Origin of the sequence: Bremerella sp. JC817 (assembly GCF_040718835.1) — a bacterium.
Taxonomy (GTDB): domain Bacteria; phylum Planctomycetota; class Planctomycetia; order Pirellulales; family Pirellulaceae; genus Bremerella.
Genome location: NZ_JBFEFG010000281.1, coordinates 606,205 through 624,887 on the forward strand (window position 1 = coordinate 606,205; position 18,683 = coordinate 624,887).

Here is an 18,683-nt window from a genome sequence, read left to right on the forward strand (position 1 = left end):
TATATTGACGCCCGATGGTGGATTTTTGGCAACATTTCTTCGCAACGATCGATAACCCTTTACGGATTCGTCGAATCAGCGGAATTTCGGGGGAAGCGACTGGGCAAGAGCCTGCTCCGAATGCAATTCTGCCGTGCCCCATGCCGATGAGCCGCTGCCTGGGCCTTAGAGGTTCGGTGCCACCTACCGTGTACTTCCCAGCGGAGGCGAGACATTGATTCGAATTGAAATTAAGAAAGGCCCAATGGAGGGCCGCGTCTTCGAATTCGAAGGGCACGACATTTTCTTGTTCGGGCGCGACGAGCAGCATTGCCATGCCTCGATCCAGCAAGACCCGTTCGTCTCACGGCATCATTTTCTGTTGGAAGTGAATCCGCCCCTCTCGCGGCTGCGCGATCTTGGTAGCCGAAATGGTACCTTCGTCAACGGCAAGAAACATGGTGGCAGAGCAACCTTTGCCAACAGCGAGGAAGAAGTCAAAGCAGGAGGTTCAACGATCGACCTCCACAGTGGCGATGTCATCACCGCGGGCAAGACGGTCTTTCAAGTGTTCGTCGCAGAACGTAAGCGGGTGACCGACACCATGGCGTTCGGCCAGTTCCCTCTCGACGATGATCGCGGCCATCACGGCGGCGATATCCGCCGAACGATCACGGAGTTCCCTCCCTCGTCAGCCGTCGGACGCCAAACGATGCACGAGCTTCCTCCCTCGATGCCAGGCCATGCCGGTCGGCAAACGATGGTCGAGATGCCTCTTCCGGATCGCTCGCAGGCGATCGGCCGACAAACGATCGTGGAAATGCCGAACAACGTCCAAAACGACATCGCCCAGGTCGCTGGACGGGCCACCATGGTCGAAGGAAGCATCGGCGGGACTGGGGCGTTTGGTAGCCACGTAGGCCATGTGGGGCCTTCGCAATACATTCCCCCGGAAAGGCAGCCAGGTGAATTTCCCGTGCTCGATGGTTTCGAGTTCCGCCAGTTTCTCGGTGCTGGTGGTCTCGGCGAAGTCTACTTTGCCCGTCGAACGATCGACAACAGCCCTGTCGCGGTCAAGTTCATGCGGTCGCGAATCGCCGTGACGCCCGATGCCCGCGACGAGTTCCTGCGAGAGAAAGAAGTCAGCGGCCGTTTGCGGCACCGGAATATCGTCCAATCGTACGGAGCGGGTTCGATCGGCAACGAGTTCTACTTCGTTACCGAGTACTGTGACGGCGGTCCATTGGCCAAACTGTTTCGCCAGAAGAAATCGACGATTCAGCCGAAGCATTTGGCGGTATCGCTTTACCTGATTCTCGATGGACTCGCCTTTGCCCATGAAAAGGGCCTCGTCCATCGCGACCTGAAACCAGCCAACCTGTTAGCCGCGAAACGAAACGGACGCTGGATTCCGAAGATCTCGGACTTCAGTTTGACGAAAGACTTCGAGAAATCAGGCTTCTCGGGCATGACCACCACCGGAACCTATACCGGAAGCTTCCCGTACATGCCACGCGAACGCCTGACCGATTACAAGTTCGCGAACCCCGCCAGCGATGTCTTCAGCCTAGCCGCCAGTTTCTATCGGATCATCACGGGGCGTTATCCACGCGGTGACGAAAAAGGAGGCGATTCGCTCGCGTTGATTCTAGGCAGCGACGTCCGTCCGATGCGGAAGAAATATCCAGGCTTCCACGCAGGTCTCGGCGAAGTCCTCGATACGGCCCTGCGTACCGAATGTTGCGAGCGTTACCCCAATGCTCGCGAGATGCAAAATGCCTTGCGCGTCGTCATGAAAAAGGAAGGATGGTTATAGACCGGATGGGCTCGAAGAAGGTCTGGATTATTGGTGCACGCGATACGTGCGACATCGTCATCGATCAGCCGACGGTGTCTGGCGAACATTGTCGATTGGAGTTCGACGATGGCCGAGTCTTCATCGAGGACCTGCAGTCGACCAACGGCACCTTCGTCAATGGCGAACGGATCTTCAAAAAGAAGCAGATTCACCCCGATGCCTTGGTCACCCTCGGCAAGAGCGTGACAATGCCGATGCCATCGCAGCTTTCCGGTCCGAAAGAACCACCCAAGAAACCAACTCAACCGGCCTCCCCGGTATCCAGCGAAGACGAGGCCCCTTTCCCCGCGACGATCTTGATCGCCAGCGGAATTGGTGCAACCGTTGTCCTGCTGCTGGTGTTGTTTGTCGTGCTTGCCTTCAGTTCAAGCTCGTCGGACAAAGATGCCCATGCGAGCAGCAACGATCCCATCGCGGAGGAGCCCGAAGACTCGAAGCCAAGCATACCGGCGACTTCTTCTACCAAACCAACCAACACGGTCGCTCAGAAACCGGTCGAACCGCCGCCGGTCACCCATTCGCCTCAGGAAGCAATCTACGTGCTGGCGGTCACCGACGCCTCGAACACGCAGCGTTACCGCATCGGAACGGGGGTCGCGATTGGTCCGACCACGATTCTGACTTCCGCGACAGTTAAAACAATCTCGGATCTGGCCAAAGAACGATTTCCTCGTGTTACCGTATTGGGAGATCGCCCGCTGACGGTTACCCAGTTCGTGCCTCATCCGACCTATCTGACCGCGATGCAGGAAGGGGACGAAGCGGAAGCCAAGTTCCACACATTGTTCTCGAAGGTCGACATGAACGACATCAGTGCCGACCTGCGAAAGACGGTCGAAGACACCTACCGGCACTACATGATCTATGCCGAGAAGCCGCACCACTACGACGTCGCGATCATTCAGGTCCAACAGAAACTTCCCTATTGGCTACCGCTGGCCAAAGATCCGACGCTACCTCCTTTAAGCAAGTTGACCGTAGTTGGCCACGGCTTCGATCGGATGGCACCGTATTATCCACCCGGTAGCTCTCTTCCTTTAAGTGAAGTGACAGCCCGCGTGCAGAAGGCTACCGGCGAAGCAGGCAATCAAGAGAATGCCCGTCTGCTGGTGGCCCGTTTCGATTCGGTCACGCCGCAGAATCACCTGGAAACCAATTGGAATGGATCCGCACTGTTGAATTCGCAGGGAGAGCTTGTCGGTATCTACTCGCGTCTGACTCCCGAAATGACGCTCGGCTCGCCCCCAACCGGCGAGACCTTCGATGCGAGTGTGATTGCCGATCTACAACCATTTATCCGCCAGTTCTCGACGAACTAGAAACGCCCAGTGAGGAATCGAACCATGTCTCATCGTCTCACGCAGTTTTGTTTGACCATCGGGCTGTGCGCTGCTCCGATGGCTGCCGTCGAAGCTCAGGTCGTCGTCGAAGATAACGTACGACCTTACTTCTACTCGCGGTCTCCGCACATGGAAGTTGGCTTACTGTTCGGCCAGGCCGAAATGATCCGGGCCCAAGGGGAAGCGGCCGTTGACTACCAAACGGCACGCACCATCGCCGCCGAGGCCTACGACAAAGAACTCGACAACGCCTTAAAGGCGGTCGAGATCTATTTCGAGCGTCGAGCCCTGCGAGATGCCAAGGTCTTGAAGAACCACCTCGACGAAGCGGACTCGCGGAAGGCCAAGGCCCTGCGTCGCCTGGTCGACCATCCCGATCTGACCGGTGAAGGCCAGGTCAACGGTGCCGCACTGAACACGCTGAAAGAGGCCCTTCGTTCGAGTGTCCTCTCATTCGATTACTTGAACGACGACGTCCAAGTTGCCGACCTGATGGCTCGTTTCCGTTTGACGCCAGACGACCTGGCAAAGATCAACTTGCGATTGGCCAACGTTCGAGGCGAATCAGGTACCTTCCGGGCAGACTCGGGCAAGCTAGGAACCTTCCAGTGGTGGCCGCAACTGCTGCAGGGCGAAGCCTTCAAAGAAGACCGCGCCAAGATCGAACAGAACCTGGAAGAGATCCGCCAGGCAGCCTCGAAGCAGACCGACATCGACCCGGTGCTGATCGATAAGCTCGAAAGCTCGATCCTGCAGTTGGCCAACAAGTTTCTGCAGGAAGTCGATGGCCAGGAAATGGCTCGCAAAGGGGTGTCCGAGTACTACACCTATCGCGAATCGGAACAGCACCTGCAAAGTCTGTCCCAGGCCGTCCGTCGCTTGAAACGCGTTGGCAAAGCGGAAGGTGCCTTAGTGATGAACGGCTATAATCCGTCGATCGATGGCCAGAACTTGACCGCCCTTCTCTCCTACATGGTTCGTAATGGGGTCGAGTTCGCTCCGCCAGAACCTGGCAACGAGAACACCTACCAGAAGTTGTTCGAGATGGCTAAGAGCCTCTACGTGGCGACTTCCGCCGCCGATCCTTCATCGTAAGCCGTCCGTTTCGTTGGACGCCGTACCACCAAGCCCAGGCACATCTTCAAATGTTCGCCTGGGCTTTTTTCGTGGCGATCTCAGCGTGACCTCCTACTTCGCACGTCCTTCCGCGAACAGGTGCCATTCGCCTATCATGGAAGCGGCTGTGCCCTGACCCTCTTATGACTTCTATTGACGATTGACTGGTTGATGCGACCTGAGTTCTGGATCGATGTAGGTGGAACGTTTACCGATTGTTTGATGCACTTGCCTGGCAATTCTCCGATGCGGCACAAAGTGCTCAGCTCTGGCAAGATGCAAGGAACCGTCGGTCCCGGTTCAACGCGATTCGACATCGTCGATGCCATTCGCCAGAACGATCCGCCCGAGGTATGGCAGGGCTATCAGTTCCGTTTGCTCGATCAAGCCGGACAGATCGTCGACGAACAAATCGTCACCCGGTTCGATAACCTCCGTGGAACGCTCACGCTGGCCGCTCCACTTAAATCAGTGCCAGCCCCTGGGATGGTCTATCAACTGGATGGGCACGAAGAAGCACCGATCGTTGCGATCCGCTATGCCCTCGGGCTTTCTCGCAACGATGTCATTCCACCAGTCGACGTCCGGCTTGGCACTACCCGGGGAACCAATGCCCTTCTAACACGAACAGGAGCGAAAGTCGGCCTGGCCATTACCGATGGCTTCGCGGATATCCTCGACATCGGCAGCCAAAGTCGCCCTCACCTTTTCCAGCTGGCGATTCGGAAACCAACGTCGCTTGTCACCACGGCTATCGAAGTTCGCGAGCGTCTCGATGCGGAAGGCAATGTTCTCCGTTCGCTCGATGAAACGCATCTGCAACAAGAGCTCCAGCGAATTTACGACGATGGCATCCGCTCGCTGGCGATTGCCCTGCTACACGCCTATCGCGATCCTTGTCATGAACAACGCGTCAGCGAGATCGCCGCGGAGATTGGCTTTGAAAACGTGAGCATGTCGCACGTGGTCGCTCCGTTGATCAAGATCGTTTCGCGTGGCGACACTACCGTGGTTGATGCTTACCTCAACCCGATCCTGCAAGACTATGTCGGTCGCATCCAGGCCAAGCTGGGCGAAGGTAGCCACCTCCGTTTGCTGACCTCGGCTGGGGGACTGGTCGCGGCCGATTCGTTCTCGGGCAAAGACAGCATCTTGTCAGGCCCAGCCGGCGGCGTGGTCGGTTTCGCGGCGGCGGCCAAGGCCGCCGGTTTTCAGCAGGCAATCGGATTCGATATGGGAGGCACCAGCACCGATGTTTCCCGGTTCGATGGCACGTATGAACGCCAATTTGAAACAGAAAAGGCAGGCGTACGGATTGTTGCTCCGATGATGGCGATCGAAACGGTCGCGGCCGGTGGGGGGTCAATTTGCGGCTTCGATGGCGTGAAGCTGGTGGTCGGGCCAGCGAGTGCCGGAGCCGAACCTGGCCCGGCTTGCTATGGCCGGGGCGGCCCGTTGACGGTTACCGATATCAACTTTGCTTTGGGCAAACTGCAAGCGGCCCGGCTCCCCTTCCCGCTCGATGCCGAAGCGGTCGAGCGTCGTCTGAATGAAGTATCGCAGCAACTGCAGCAGGCAACCCAGTCGACACAAACGCCAACCGAGTTGGCCGACGGTTTCCTGAAGATTGCCAATGCCAACATTGCTGAAGCGATCCGTACGATCTCGGTCGCTAAAGGCTACGATCCGAAAGACTATCTGCTGGTCCCTTTCGGCGGCGCGGCAGGTCAGCATGCGTGTGCCGTCGCCGAGCTGCTGGGGGCGGAGCAACTGCTGTTTCATCCAAGCGCCGGGATTCTCAGCGCGGTTGGGATTGGTGCGGCGGAGACAACCCGTTTCGCGGCCAAGCCCTTTTATGCCGCGTTGGCCGAAGCAAACCCTGAAATCGAATCAGCACTCGGACAGCTACGACAACAAACCTGTGACGAAGTCACTCAGGAAGGCGTTCCTGCCGCGGCGGTGTCGTATCGCGAGCAGATCGAACTCCGTTATCGCGGGCTCGAGTCTTCGCTGAACATCGATGCGTTTCCAGTTGCGAACCTGGAAGAGCGATACCATGCCGAGCATCGTCGCCGGTACGGGTACGATCGGCCTGGGCAAACAGTCGAACTGGTCGCCGTGCGAGTGGAAGCTTTTGCGACCGGACAAGCGACTTTCTCTCCCAGCGCACACGGCACCGCTTATTCACCTCGACCGAAAGAGACGGTGACTGTGACTTTCAATGGGAAGGCGTGCGACACCCAGGTCTTCGATCGCGACGAACTAAAACCAGGAGCCCTGCTCACCGGTCCGGCCCTCATCGCGGAGTCGCTGGCGACCACGGTGATCGATCCTGGCTGGGAAGCGGAAATGCTAACTGGTGGCGAGATCGTTGCCCGCCGTGTCGCGAAGACAAAGCTTGCTTCCGTCAGCAACGCGACTTCTGAGGAACTCACCGAGGCGGATCCTGTCTTGCTCGAGATTCTGAACAATCGGTTCGCGGCGATCGCCGAGCAGATGGGCGTTGCGCTTCAGAACACTTCGGTCAGCGTCAACGTAAAAGAACGGCTCGACTTCAGTTGTGCCTTGTTCACTGCCGCGGGCGACCTGATTGCCAACGCCCCGCACATTCCGGTTCACCTCGGAGCGATGGGGGAAACGGTGAAGGCAACCATCGAGCGTCATCCGCACATGCAATCGGGCGACGTCTTTGTCACCAACGATCCGTACCATGGCGGATCGCACCTGCCCGACGTGACTGTTATTTCTCCTTTCTTTGCGGATGTTGCGTCGCCAACGCCGCAGTTCTTCGTCGCGAGCCGGGCTCATCATGCCGAGATCGGCGGTATCGCGGCGGGATCGATGCCGTCTGGTTCGACCAACCTGGCAGAAGAAGGGGTGCTGATCGATAACCTGCGTCTCTTCGAGGCCGGCACTCCGCGCTGGGAAGCGCTGGAATCGATTCTGACCTCCGCCGAATATCCTTCGCGGAAACCGGCCGACAACCTCTCCGACATCGCCGCCCAGATCGCAGCCAACCAACATGGGATCGATGATCTGCATCATATGATCGGCCAGTACGGCCTTTCCTTGGTACAGGCCTATGCTCGATTCATTCAAGATGCTGCGGCTCGCAAAACGCGAGCCGCCCTGTCGCGGCTTCCCAACGGAGTCTACCGCTTTCAAGATCACCTCGATGATGGTTCCCCCCTTTGCGTGGCGATCAACTTGATCGACGATCAGGCCACCATCGACTTCACCGGCACCGGTCCAGTCTTGCCAGGCAACTTGAATGCGAATCGCGCGATCGTAACCGCAGCGGTGATGTATTGCCTTCGCTGCCTGTTGAACGAAGACATCCCTTTGAATCAGGGTGTGCTGTCGCCCGTGACGATCGTCTTGCCAGAGTGCTTTTTGAATCCTCCCAAACGCGAGACGCCACAGCAGTCGGCGGCCGTCGCTGGGGGCAACGTCGAGACTTCGCAGCGCGTCGTGGATGTTCTGCTGGGGGCGCTCGAGATGGCAGCCGCCAGCCAGGGGACGATGAACAATCTGACGTTTGGCGACACGACGTTTGGTTATTACGAAACGATCTGCGGTGGATCCGGCGCGACGGCCTCGGCAGATGGAGCTTCGGCCGTGCATACGCACATGACCAACACTCGGCTGACCGATGTCGAAGTGTTTGAACTACGGTTTCCGGCTCGAATCCAACGGTTTGCCATTCGGCGTGGCTCTGGCGGCGCAGGCAAGCATTGCGGCGGCGATGGCATCGTTCGCGAGATCGAATTTCTTAAGCCGCTCGACGTGTCGCTTCTCACGCAGCGACGGGGCCCTTATGCACCGTATGGGTTAGCCGGTGGCCAGCCAGGAGCATGTGGCGAGAATCTGCTGAGACGCCACAATGAACAAGAGATGCCGCTTGGCAACATTACCAGCGTCCAGGTAACGGCCGGAGATGTCTTGATCCTGAAGACACCTGGCGGCGGTGGCTGGGGGAAGCCGGACGCTGGGTAACGGCGGGGCCCGCGGAATCTGTCAAAGTTAAAAACGCGCCCAGATGGTCAGTTTTCACCCATACTGGCGGAGGGTGAGCCAGCTTAGGACGCACCTATCTGACGGCAATTCCCGAGGTTCGATCGCCAAAACCGCCTGAAACGTCTTTGGTATGCGATATGCACATTGATTAAGTAACGCCCTCAGTTGTAAGGAGGTTACGATGCCCACCGCATCTACCAAACTGATCGTACAAGATTTGCCTGGGATCGATGAGACGACCCAGGTCACGCGAGCCCCCGAAGATACAGACAACGTTTCAAGCGTCGATGCCCGCTACCTCCGTCTGAAGACTCGCGAACAAGTTGGCACACAAGCCACCGTCGGCGAAGCAACAATTTTCTGCGTTGCGGGTAATGTCGATGTGCTTGTGCGGCGTCAGCACTATTTGCTGGGGCCTAACCAACTGCTTTACGTCGCTGCCGGCTCTCCATTTCGTTTGGAAGCCGAGGACGAAAGTGCGGTATTGATCACCACGCTATCCAAAGCAAATAAAACGTCCCCCGAGATCGCGATCTCGACTCCCGCTTCGCGCGAAGAGAAGGATACCGTCCAGGAAGCTCTCGAAGAAACATTCCCGGCCAGCGATCCACCTAGCTATAACTCGACGATTACCTAGGAATCGGCATGCGTCGAATCTCACGAACCCCAAATCGAGGAGTTTGAATATGGCCACCGCCGAAGTCCAACCCGAAGCCCAAGCCAAAACTATGCAAGCCGTCGTACTGGAAAAGTATGGCAGCGAAGATTATCTCAGTGTCGAGACGGTCGCCCGACCGAAAATTACTGCCGACCAGGTTCTCATTCGTATCCATGCGGCAAGTGTGAACCCCATCGACTGGAAGTTACGCCAGGGGATGCTGAAGTGGGTGATGCCCGATCAACTTCCCGGCATCCTCGGCTTCGACGTCGCGGGCGAGATTGTCGAAGTGGGTTACAGCGCGCGGCAACAAGGGTGGTCGGTAGGCGACGAGGTGATGGCCTTCTCGAGTAAGACTCTGGGAGGAGGCTACGCCGAGTTCCTGGATGTCGATGCCGCTTACATTGTGCGAAAGCCGGATGGTTTTTCGTACGAAGAATCGGCCGGGATTCCACTGGCCGCGACGACAGCCTGGAAATCGCTGGTAAAACTTGGTCAGCTTCGTGATGGAGACGACGTGCTAATCAATGGCGCCTCGGGTGGTGTCGGGACGTTCGCAGTTCAGATTGCCAAAGCTCTGGGTGCTCGGGTCACGGCTGTCTGCAGTGCCGATAATCACGATCTGGTTCGTAGCCTAGGGGCGGATGAACTGATCGATTATCACTCGACCCCATTCACACGGATCGACCACTCATTCGATATCGTTTTCGACGCCGTCAGCAAGTCGACGTTCCGCGATTGCCGCCGACTGCTGAAACCAACAGGCCATTACGTTGCGACGCTTCCATCGGTCGAGAATGTTGGATTCTCGGTCTTCTCGAAGCTGCAGAAGCAATCGTGCCATATTGTACTGGCTCGGCCCGATGGACCAACGCTGAAAGCATTGGCCGCATTGGCAAACGAAGGGAAGCTGCGGACCATCATCGACTCGGTCTATCCGCTCAACGATGTTGCCGCCGCCCATCGGAAGAGCGAAGGTGGTCATGTCGTGGGAAAGGTGATTCTGAATGTGGTTCCCGACTTGCCATTCCAGGAAACCAATCAGGACTAAGGTCTCGCAGGCCAAACTTCGCCGTTAGAAAATCAAGAGGCAGCCGGTCGCTTATCGTCCGGCTGCCTTTTTTTATGGGATGAGCAAGGATAGCTCCTAGACAAACAAGGGTGATTTCGCTGTTTTAGCGGGTAAGTCGTATTTTTAGGTGGTCTGCGGTGGTCGTCCCGGTGCGAAAACTCGCGATTCGGGTTACCATTTTACGTTTGAAATACCCCGGTTCGCTCCGGGACGAAGTGTGCACCTAACGACGATTGAGAGAGCCAGGAATGTCTCAAGCACCCCAGCCGCTGGTGGGCGTCATCATGGGCAGCAAATCGGATTGGGAAACCATGAAGAATGCCTGCGATATCCTCGATAACTTCGAGGTCCCTTACGAAAAGCGAGTTGTCTCGGCCCATCGTACGCCAGCCTGGATGAACGAGTACGCAACCACCGCCGAGGGGCGTGGCCTACGCGTTATCATTGCTGGGGCTGGTGGCGCCGCACACTTGCCAGGCATGGTCGCCGCTCAGACGATTCTTCCGGTCCTGGGTGTTCCGGTCAAAAGCCGTGCTTTGAAGGGGCTCGACTCGCTTCTTTCGATCGTGCAGATGCCCGGCGGCATTCCGGTCGGAACGCTGGCCATCGGTGACGCCGGTGCCAAGAACGCCGGGTTGCTCGCCGTTCGGATCCTGGCAACTACCGATTGTGACTTGGCCGAGAAGCTGACGGCTTACCAAGACAAGCAAACCAACGACGTGATGAAGGACTCGGAACTGTGAGCCAACCGATTCTTCCTGGAGCAACGCTCGGCGTTCTCGGTAGCGGCCAGCTCGGTCGCATGTTTGCCATCGCGGCCCGTCGCATGGGCTACCGCGTGCATGTCCTCTCGCCAGAAACCGACACGCCCACCGGCCAGGTCGCCGATGTCGAAGTCACGGCCAGTTACGATGACCTGGACGCGGTCGCCGAGTTCGCCAAGCAAGTCGATGTTGTTACCTTTGAATTCGAGAACGTCCCTCTCGCGACGGTCGATGTGGTCAGCAAGTATGTCCCCGTTCGACCAGCCGGACGCGTGCTGCACACCACGCAGCATCGCTTGCGAGAAAAAGGCTTTCTTCACGAGAACGGTTTTCCGGTCACGAAGTTTCATGCGATCCGCGAAGCTGCCGACCTCGATACGGTTGCCGACGAGCTTCTGCCTGGCGTGTTGAAGACCGCCGCGTGGGGTTACGACGGCAAGGGACAGGTCAAAGTCGCCAACCGGGAGGAACTTCGCAAAGCGTGGACTGAAGAGCTGAAGCAAGAGGCAATCCTCGAACAGATGGTGCCGTTTGAGAAAGAGTTCTCGGTGGTTGCGGCCCGAGGGCTCGATGGCAAGGTTGCTTGCTATGCACCGATCGAAAACGTTCACACAAATCATATCCTCGATGTTTCGGTCTCTCCCGGTCGCTTGTCCGAAAAGGCCAGCCGCGAAGCGATCGAGATTACGACCGAAGTGCTGACCAAGCTGGACGTGGTTGGGGTGCTGTGCGTCGAGTTCTTTCTCGCTCCTAGCGATACGTTGTTAATCAACGAGATGGCTCCGCGACCGCACAACTCAGGGCACCTTACCATCGATGGTCACGTGACCTGTCAGTTCGAGCAACAGGTTCGCTCGATCTGTGGCCTGCCTTTGGGTTCGACCCTTCAAATGCGACCTGTGGCGATGGTGAACCTGCTGGGCGATGTCTGGGCGGAAGGCACGCCCAACTGGGTTGCTGCCTGCGAAGACCCCGACGTGAAGCTGCACCTGTATGGCAAGCACGAGCCACGCATGGGTCGCAAGATGGGGCATCTTACGGTCACCGCCGATACGGTGGACCAAGCTATCGAAGCTGCCCGGGCAGCGAAGGCAGCCTTGGGAACCTCGCGATAGCTTCACTATCCTACGCATGCCACCCAGCTTAAAGCTCGGGCGTCAGTGGCCGGGATTCGATTGGATTCCCTGCCGGACATTGGTCGAAGAGAGAGTTCAGTACCCCCTCTCTCTCGATGCCAATCCATGCGAGTCTCAGATCATGCGGATCGAAACGCAGTCGAGCCCGACGTTAACACGCCAGCAACGCCAGGATGCAGCTTCTGAAGAACTGCAAAACCTCTTCAGCGAGATCCTGACGCAATCGGGGAAGTCTGGCTACGCATCGGCGGAAGCATACGAGTCTGAAAACACCGTCGAGGAAGATATCCAGCAAACGTGGGACGACTGGTTCGCACTCTCAAACGTCGGTAATTATCCCGATGGAGTCGATGCCGAGACGCTCAAGACTTCGTATGGCGAACTGCTCGTTCGAACCTACAACGAAGGTGGATACGCCGATCCTCAAGGTTTCCTGCAAAGCCTTGAGAAGGAAGACCTGGAAGTCGTTCAGCACATTAATCGTCTGGCCAAACCGATCGACACCGATTCGCTTTCCCAGGAAGCCGCCATCAACTTGCTGCTCCCGCGGCCGACGCAGATCGACCTAGACTTCAACGGTCTCACCCAGGTCGGCGCTGCCAATACGATCCGCTTTCCTAACAGCCGCACGCCGGAAGCGGTGGTGAATGCCTGGAACGAAACCACGGCCGGTATGAGCCAGCGCGAGAAGATGACCTACGAACTGCAAATGTCGTTACCGACCATGCTCGCGAACATCGAAGTGGACGAGAACGGCCAGTTCGTCAGCCAACGCGAACCAGGCGATCCAGGCTGGGTCAATCCCTTGGCTTCGCCTGATTACTCTTACGTCGACTTCACCCAACAGATGCTCGACTATCTGGACTACTTCAAAAACCAGATTCCACCAGATCAGTACGAACAGCAAACGTCGTTCTATCAGGCGTTTCAGCAAGCTCTTAAAGAAAACAAGGCACCTTAATCAAGGTGCCTTGCTGAAGCTTTCGCGTTCGATCGAGTCGGCAACTAGACGTCGCACAACGCCACACCGTGACGCAGAGCAGCGATCTTGTCGTCCCAGGTCGGGATGTATTCTTGAACAACGTAGCCGTCGTAGTCCGATTCAGCCACGGCGCGGATAATCGCGGCGTAGTTCATTTCCTGGTTCTCGTCGATTTCGCAACGACCAGGATTGCCAGCCGTGTGCAGGTGGCCAATGTATGGCAGTAACTGCTGGAAACGACGGGTCACGTCGCCGTTCATGATCTGCACGTGGTAGAAGTCGAACAGCAGCTTGAAGTTCGGCGAGTCGACCTGTTTGATGATGTCGATGCAGTGGTCGACGTCGTCGCCGAAGTAGCCAGGGTGCCCCTTCATTGGGTGCGAGTCATCGCGGCTGTTGAGATGTTCCAGCACCAGCGTGACGTTCTTCTCTTCTGCGTAAGGGACGATCTTCTTGAAGAAGTCGACGCAGTTCTTGGTTCCCTGATCGAACGACTGACCTTCAACCGACATCCCGGTGAAGGTAATCACATTCTTACAATCCCACTCAGCGGCAGTGTCGATCGATTCCTTCAGTCGAGCTTCCAGCATGGGGTGCAAGCTGGAATCGACAGGGCCTTCTTTAAAGCTGTGCCCTTGGGCCAGCGAAACCTTCAGGCCGTGCTCCTTCATCAACGGGTACCACTTCTTATCAAGACCTTCCATCCCAACCAGTCCCATCTTGGCACATGCCGGAATCAGTTCTTCCATCGGCATCGGATTGAAGCACCAGGCCATGACCGACTGCTTGATCCGTTTGCCGCTTGCCTTAAAGTCTTCTGGTGGAAGCTTCGCGGTCGCTGGGTTCTCTGCGGCGGCCGTCCCGGCCATGGCCAGGCTGCCTACAACCGAAGTACCGACTGCCGACTTCAACAAGTCACGACGCGAGAGGTTGGAAGGTTCTGTGGGCATATCAATCTCTGGGGCTTGGTTGAGGCGGGAAGGTGGGATTTCTAGTGGTCGAAAGGAAAGGCAAGTTGCGATTCTTCCGGCTGCCTGGCATCGGGGTTGAGTTCTTTGAACAGCAGGCTCGGCTGGATGCCCTGATTGTTTTGGTATTTGTCGCTGACGTACTCGGTGATGTCGCCGGTGATCTCGTGATAGAAGATCTGGCAGATCGGTACGTTGCGATAGATTCGAATCGGCTGAACGGCGAACATTTCGAGCGTCCAGAATCCTTTGAACCCCACGTCGCCGAAGCCGGCCGTCACATGGACGAACAAACCCAGGCGACCAATCGAAGAGCGACCTTCGATCATCGGCACAAACCCGTGCGTCTCGGTCAGTTCGTTCGTCCGAGCCAGATACAACTGGTTGGGATTCAAGACGTAGCCTTCGTCAGGAATCGTGATCCGGCGAATCCGATGCGGCTGACGCATGTCGAGGATCAACTCCTCGTAAGTCATCAACTCTTCGTTGAGCGTCAGATTGTAGCTGTTGGGGTTTAAACGGCTTTCGTCGTAAGGCTCGATAAAGATCTTGGTACCGAGATGTTTCCGAATTTCATTGCCGGAAAGAATCATGGAAAGCCTTTGGGTTGACGGCGCGGTCTTCATGGCCAAACGCCGGCGAATTATCTAAAAGATGCCGAAGTGCTGATTATAAAGGGATTTCGCGAAAATAAAACGGAGTCGCTGCCCCCTATTTTGGTCATCGGCCGATCTTTGCCCGGCGACTCCCCACGCGGGAGGGAATCTCGCCTAGGCAACGCCCACCTGCGGGCAGAACTTCGCGAAATGACAATCGTGGCACTTCGGCTTACGGGCCGCACAAATGGCGCGGCCATGATGAATCAATCGATGCGAAAACTGGATCCATTCCTTTTTGGGGACGATCTCCAGCAGATCTTTCTCGATCTTCACGGCGTCTCCCTTATCGGTCAGCCCCATCCGCTTGGTCAGCCGGCCGACATGCGTATCGACCACAATTCCGGAAGGAATCCCAAACGCGGTCCCCAAAACAACATTCGCCGTCTTTCGGCCGACACCAGGCAAGTCGACCAGCTTGGCAAGATCTTGCGGCACTTCGCCGTCGAACTTCTCGTCCAGGGCCTGCGATGCGGCGTGGATGTTTTTCGCTTTGTTGCGGAAGAACCCGGTCGTTTGCACCAGCTTCTCGAGCGTTTTCACCGGTGCCCGAGCCATGGCATGGGCATCAGGGTATTGGGCGAAGAGATCCTTCGTCACGATATTCACGCGCACGTCGGTACACTGGGCCGAAAGTATCGTCGCGATCAGGAGCTGAAACGGGGTCTCGTAATTCAGCGCACATTCCGCGATCGGATAATCTTTCTTCAACTGTCGGACCACACGACGGGCCTGAGCTTTGCGGTCGGCGAGATCTGAAAACATGCGGCTTGCTCGATGAATAATCGCAGGGAAGTTTCTTGGCGACCAGCAACCGGTCAGCCTCGAAGGGTCTCCCATAACTTTCGCAGAATTTCGCCCGTTTCCCTAGGGGCCTTGCCAGAGCCATAGGCGACCTGGCCATATATGTCGGCGGCCCGCCGGAGCGTGTTGTTGAACTCGGCATGCTCCGTTTCAAGCCGATTGGCAAACTCGCCCAGCGTTAGATCTTCGCCGCGCTCGCATCCTCGTTCCGCCCCCCAGGCCTCGACCGCGGCGACACTGTATCGAATCCATTCTTCCGGCGGCTTTCCTTTCCACTGGGCATCGTGAAAAGGATTCCGAAACGCCGAGAACGGAACACGCGGCTTCACCACCGGAGCTGGTTCCGCAGCCTGTTCCTCCTCATCCGACGGCTTCGAGCCAAACAAGCTTCCCCAGAAATCTCTCCAGGCCGCGGCGATGTCGTCCCAAAAGGCCCAGCCACCAATTCCCATGCCGGCAGCCAACGCTACGTAAAACAACATCTTCAAATAGAAGCCAAGATTTCCAAACAACTCTCCAAGAAATGAAAACGGCTTGGGCTTGGCCGCAGGGGTTTGCTGGGGGCTATTCGACGGTTTCGCAGCGTCTGCGTCCTTCGGCTCTGGACTTTGCGACTTCGATGCCTTTTGATCGTCACTCGATTGCTTCTCGTTCGAATCGCTCTGCTGGTCTGATTTCTCGCCGGACGCGTCTTGTTGCTGCGACTGGGAATCTTGCTGCTGTTGCTGCGAGTTTTGCTGATCTGAATTTTGAGACTGCTGATCTCCAGAGTCTGACTTGCCCTTTTCAGATTCGCCCTGCTGGGAATCGCTTTGCTTCGAGTCTCCTTGGTCCGACTGTTGCTGATCTGATGGTTTTTGATCTGATTGCCGCGAATTCGATTCGTTCGACTTACCGGGCTTCGACTTCTGGGCATTGGCGTCGGTCTTATCGCCAGCCTGTTTGCCATCTTCCCGGGTTTCGTCCGACTGCCGCGAGTTCTCGTCGGCTTGATCCTGGTTCTCAGTCGTGCCAGAGCGATCGTCGCGATTGTCTTTGGTCCCCTCGTCATTGACCGAAAACTGCGACGCGTCGGAATCGTCTTTCTCGGAATAGGTAGGAAGCTTCGCCAATTCATACTCGGCATTGGGCCGTGGAAGGATTGCCACCAACAGCAAGACGATCAGCACCACGCTGAAGCCAACGCCGAGCCAGGTTCCGGTCATGCTTAAAGGCATCACGACGCCACGTTGCTGCAGGTAGCGTCGCAGTCCCAGAAAGCTGGTCGTCACCAACAACCCGAGTGCCGCGAAGACATACGCGACCAACAGCATGAACAAATACCAACGTCGGTCACCCGCCAGTTGGCTGGCGAATGCCTGACCGAGGCCGAAGATCGGCAATGCCCCAAGCGAGAAATAAACAACCCAAGCCCCAGGGGCGAACTTCGTGTTGGTGGGATTGAACCAGGCATCCAGCTTCTCGGCAAAGGTAGTGGGTTTCGCTTCTTCAGGGTCGGTGCCGGTGACTCCTTCGATCGGCGTCTGAACGTCAGGCTGCGGCGAAGTAGGTGGCGGCGGTTCTTCTTGAATCGGTCGAATCCATTGCATCAGCCCCTTCTGCGAGGCATCGACCGATTGTTCCATCACCGTGCAGTCATAAACCAACCGGGTACTGATCCACCAAATACCCATCAGCATCAGCGTGGCCATCACCAAGGCATCGGGGGCCATTTGCCAGACGGCAAACAGCATGACGAACGTGAATGCGGCCCCCAGTTTGATCGATTTCAAAATACCTTCTTCAATGTGCAGCCGAGCCAGCGAAACGATCCCCAGCACGAACATGCAGATCACCATGTTCAGCCGCCACTCGTACTGCCCGTGATAAAACAGCCCCGCCAGAAACAGCATCAAGCTGGCCACCAAAACCATGATCAACGCAGGGGCAACCGCGATGATGGCGTAATCGGTTTCGGTTAGTCGGGGACGCATTGGTTGGGATCTAATCAGGAGAAAAGGGAAGAGAACTCAGCTTCATCAAAACAACGGATAGGCCTGCTCCTGGCATATCTGGCTGATCGTTTCGAGCGACTTCAATTGCTTCGCGACCATTCGCTCTGCCAACAGCAGGCCGGCGGCCTGAGCGAACTCGTATTCATCCCAGCAATTCACAATCGGGCTGACGACATAGCCACTGCGGACCAGGTTTCCCAGTGCCAAAGCGACTTCGGGAGTGACCTTTGATAAGATCGGAACAACCGTCGCGTCGCGAGGCAATTCGCTTTGAATCTCGAACAGCAATGCCGGCAGCGAGAGTCCTTCGTTCTTTTCGCTGCGAGCCATCATGTGCCGAATCTGCTGAAACTGCTCGGCCCCGCGCCGGGTGCGGACACGCTGCGGTGTCAGGCGAGGATCGCGATCGATCCGGCCAGCACTTTTCCGAGCCGCATTTCGCGTCCGTGCATCGAAGTCCCAACCCTCGTACTTCATGCGTTGGGCGGCATCGACCGAGTTGGTCACGATACCGACCTGTTGATCCATCAGGTGAACCGCGTTGGCAATCGCCACGGCACACTTCACCGACAGTTCGCTGCGGATCGGTTCGTCCTTGGCCGGAAAACTATCGGGATGCAAGTCGAGCACCAGGCTTACGCCGGCGATGCAAGTTGCTTCGTACTGTTTGCTATGCAGTTCCCCGGTCCTGGCAGTCGAAGCCCAATGCACGCGGTTCAGTGGATCTCCCAACTGATACCGCCGCACACCGGCGATGCGTGAGGGATCTTCGAACAATCGCGACTGCATCTTGATCTCGCCCAGCGGACGCTTCGAGGCGAGGTCGAATCCATCGAGAGCGATGATGGAAGGTTCGACGGTAATGAAGCCAGGCTCGGCCAGCATCTTGAACTGCTTGTACAGCCCGAACACGTCTCCCGTTTCGACGACTGCCGGCCCGATTTGATAGTAACCGCGCCGATGGCATTGGATTCGATAGGTCAACAAACGTGTTGCCCGAGGCCACATCATCGACAAAAAAATTCGCTGTCCCTCGACTTCTAAGGCAGGCGGTCGCGAGACGATCGCATGTCGTGGTAAAAGATCTTCGACCAGAAACCATGGCATCGGGATTGATCCGGTATAGCGAACCGTTAGCCCAACCGTCAGCAGGTCGCCCTCTTCCAGATCGGTATGACTGAGATGCCGGGTCGCGGTGAGGTTTCGCAGCCAATAGTTCACCAGCAGTCGCGATCCACCAATCACGGCCATCAGGGCGTACATGGCATACGCCATCAATCCCAGCCCGAAGACCATGGAGATGGCAAGCAGGATCGCGGCTCCCAGAATCCAACGCATA

General features: G+C 57.0%; 14 protein-coding genes. 9 read left to right on the plus strand and 5 right to left on the minus strand.

Annotated features, from left to right (window positions below):
• Positions 1-214: 214 nt before the first annotated feature.
• The 9 genes from AB1L30_RS25450 (at position 215) to AB1L30_RS25490 (ending at position 12,901) form a co-directional block, all read left to right on the plus strand.
• On the plus strand, positions 215-1,795 hold the full coding sequence (locus tag AB1L30_RS25450) for an FHA domain-containing serine/threonine-protein kinase (protein WP_367017221.1): 1,581 nt from the start codon (positions 215-217) through the stop codon (positions 1,793-1,795).
• Positions 1,786-3,156: an FHA domain-containing protein gene (locus AB1L30_RS25455; RefSeq protein ID WP_367017222.1), complete on the plus strand. Its 1,371-nt coding sequence runs from the start codon at positions 1,786-1,788 to the stop codon at positions 3,154-3,156. The genes AB1L30_RS25450 and AB1L30_RS25455 overlap by 10 nt, the downstream gene beginning before the upstream one ends.
• Before the next feature lie 24 nt (positions 3,157-3,180).
• Entirely contained in the window at positions 3,181-4,272 is a 1,092-nt protein-coding gene (locus AB1L30_RS25460; protein WP_345093977.1) for a hypothetical protein, read from the plus strand.
• Positions 4,273-4,464: 192 nt separating this feature from the next.
• On the plus strand, positions 4,465-8,289 hold the full coding sequence (locus AB1L30_RS25465; protein ID WP_367017224.1) for a hydantoinase B/oxoprolinase family protein: 3,825 nt from the start codon (positions 4,465-4,467) through the stop codon (positions 8,287-8,289).
• A gap of 202 nt (positions 8,290-8,491) precedes the next feature.
• On the plus strand, positions 8,492-8,947 hold the full coding sequence (locus AB1L30_RS25470) for a hypothetical protein (protein WP_367017226.1): 456 nt from the start codon (positions 8,492-8,494) through the stop codon (positions 8,945-8,947).
• 49 nt (positions 8,948-8,996) lie between these two features.
• Complete coding sequence (locus AB1L30_RS25475) at positions 8,997-10,019, plus strand: NAD(P)-dependent alcohol dehydrogenase (RefSeq protein ID WP_367017228.1); 1,023 nt, start codon at positions 8,997-8,999, stop codon at positions 10,017-10,019.
• A 269-nt stretch (positions 10,020-10,288) separates the two neighbouring features.
• Positions 10,289-10,783 carry a 5-(carboxyamino)imidazole ribonucleotide mutase gene (gene purE, locus AB1L30_RS25480; RefSeq protein ID WP_367017229.1) on the plus strand — a complete coding sequence of 165 codons (495 nt, stop codon included), beginning with the start codon at positions 10,289-10,291 and terminating at the stop codon, positions 10,781-10,783.
• Positions 10,780-11,919, plus strand: a complete 1,140-nt coding sequence (locus AB1L30_RS25485; RefSeq protein WP_367017230.1) for a 5-(carboxyamino)imidazole ribonucleotide synthase — start codon at positions 10,780-10,782, stop codon at positions 11,917-11,919. The genes purE and AB1L30_RS25485 overlap by 4 nt, the downstream gene beginning before the upstream one ends.
• Positions 11,920-12,061: 142 nt before the next feature.
• On the plus strand, positions 12,062-12,901 hold the full coding sequence (locus tag AB1L30_RS25490) for a hypothetical protein (protein ID WP_367017232.1): 840 nt from the start codon (positions 12,062-12,064) through the stop codon (positions 12,899-12,901).
• A 44-nt stretch (positions 12,902-12,945) separates the two neighbouring features.
• On the opposite strand, the gene AB1L30_RS25495 is transcribed toward AB1L30_RS25490, so the two are convergent.
• The 5 genes from AB1L30_RS25495 to AB1L30_RS25515 form a co-directional block, all read right to left on the minus strand.
• On the minus strand, positions 12,946-13,872 hold the full coding sequence (locus AB1L30_RS25495) for a TIM barrel protein (RefSeq protein ID WP_367017234.1): 927 nt from the start codon (positions 13,870-13,872) through the stop codon (positions 12,946-12,948).
• Positions 13,873-13,913: 41 nt separating this feature from the next.
• A complete protein-coding gene (gene dcd / locus AB1L30_RS25500; RefSeq protein WP_367017236.1) occupies positions 13,914-14,483 on the minus strand; it encodes a dCTP deaminase in 570 nt (189 codons plus the stop codon).
• 177 nt (positions 14,484-14,660) lie between these two features.
• Entirely contained in the window at positions 14,661-15,311 is a 651-nt protein-coding gene (gene nth / locus AB1L30_RS25505) for an endonuclease III (RefSeq protein ID WP_367017238.1), read from the minus strand.
• 53 nt (positions 15,312-15,364) lie between these two features.
• On the minus strand, positions 15,365-17,323 hold the full coding sequence (locus AB1L30_RS25510; RefSeq protein ID WP_367017240.1) for a DUF4129 domain-containing protein: 1,959 nt from the start codon (positions 17,321-17,323) through the stop codon (positions 15,365-15,367).
• A 45-nt stretch (positions 17,324-17,368) separates the two neighbouring features.
• Positions 17,369-18,682, minus strand: a complete 1,314-nt coding sequence (locus tag AB1L30_RS25515) for a DUF58 domain-containing protein (protein ID WP_367017241.1) — start codon at positions 18,680-18,682, stop codon at positions 17,369-17,371.
• Position 18,683: the final 1 nt, after the last annotated feature.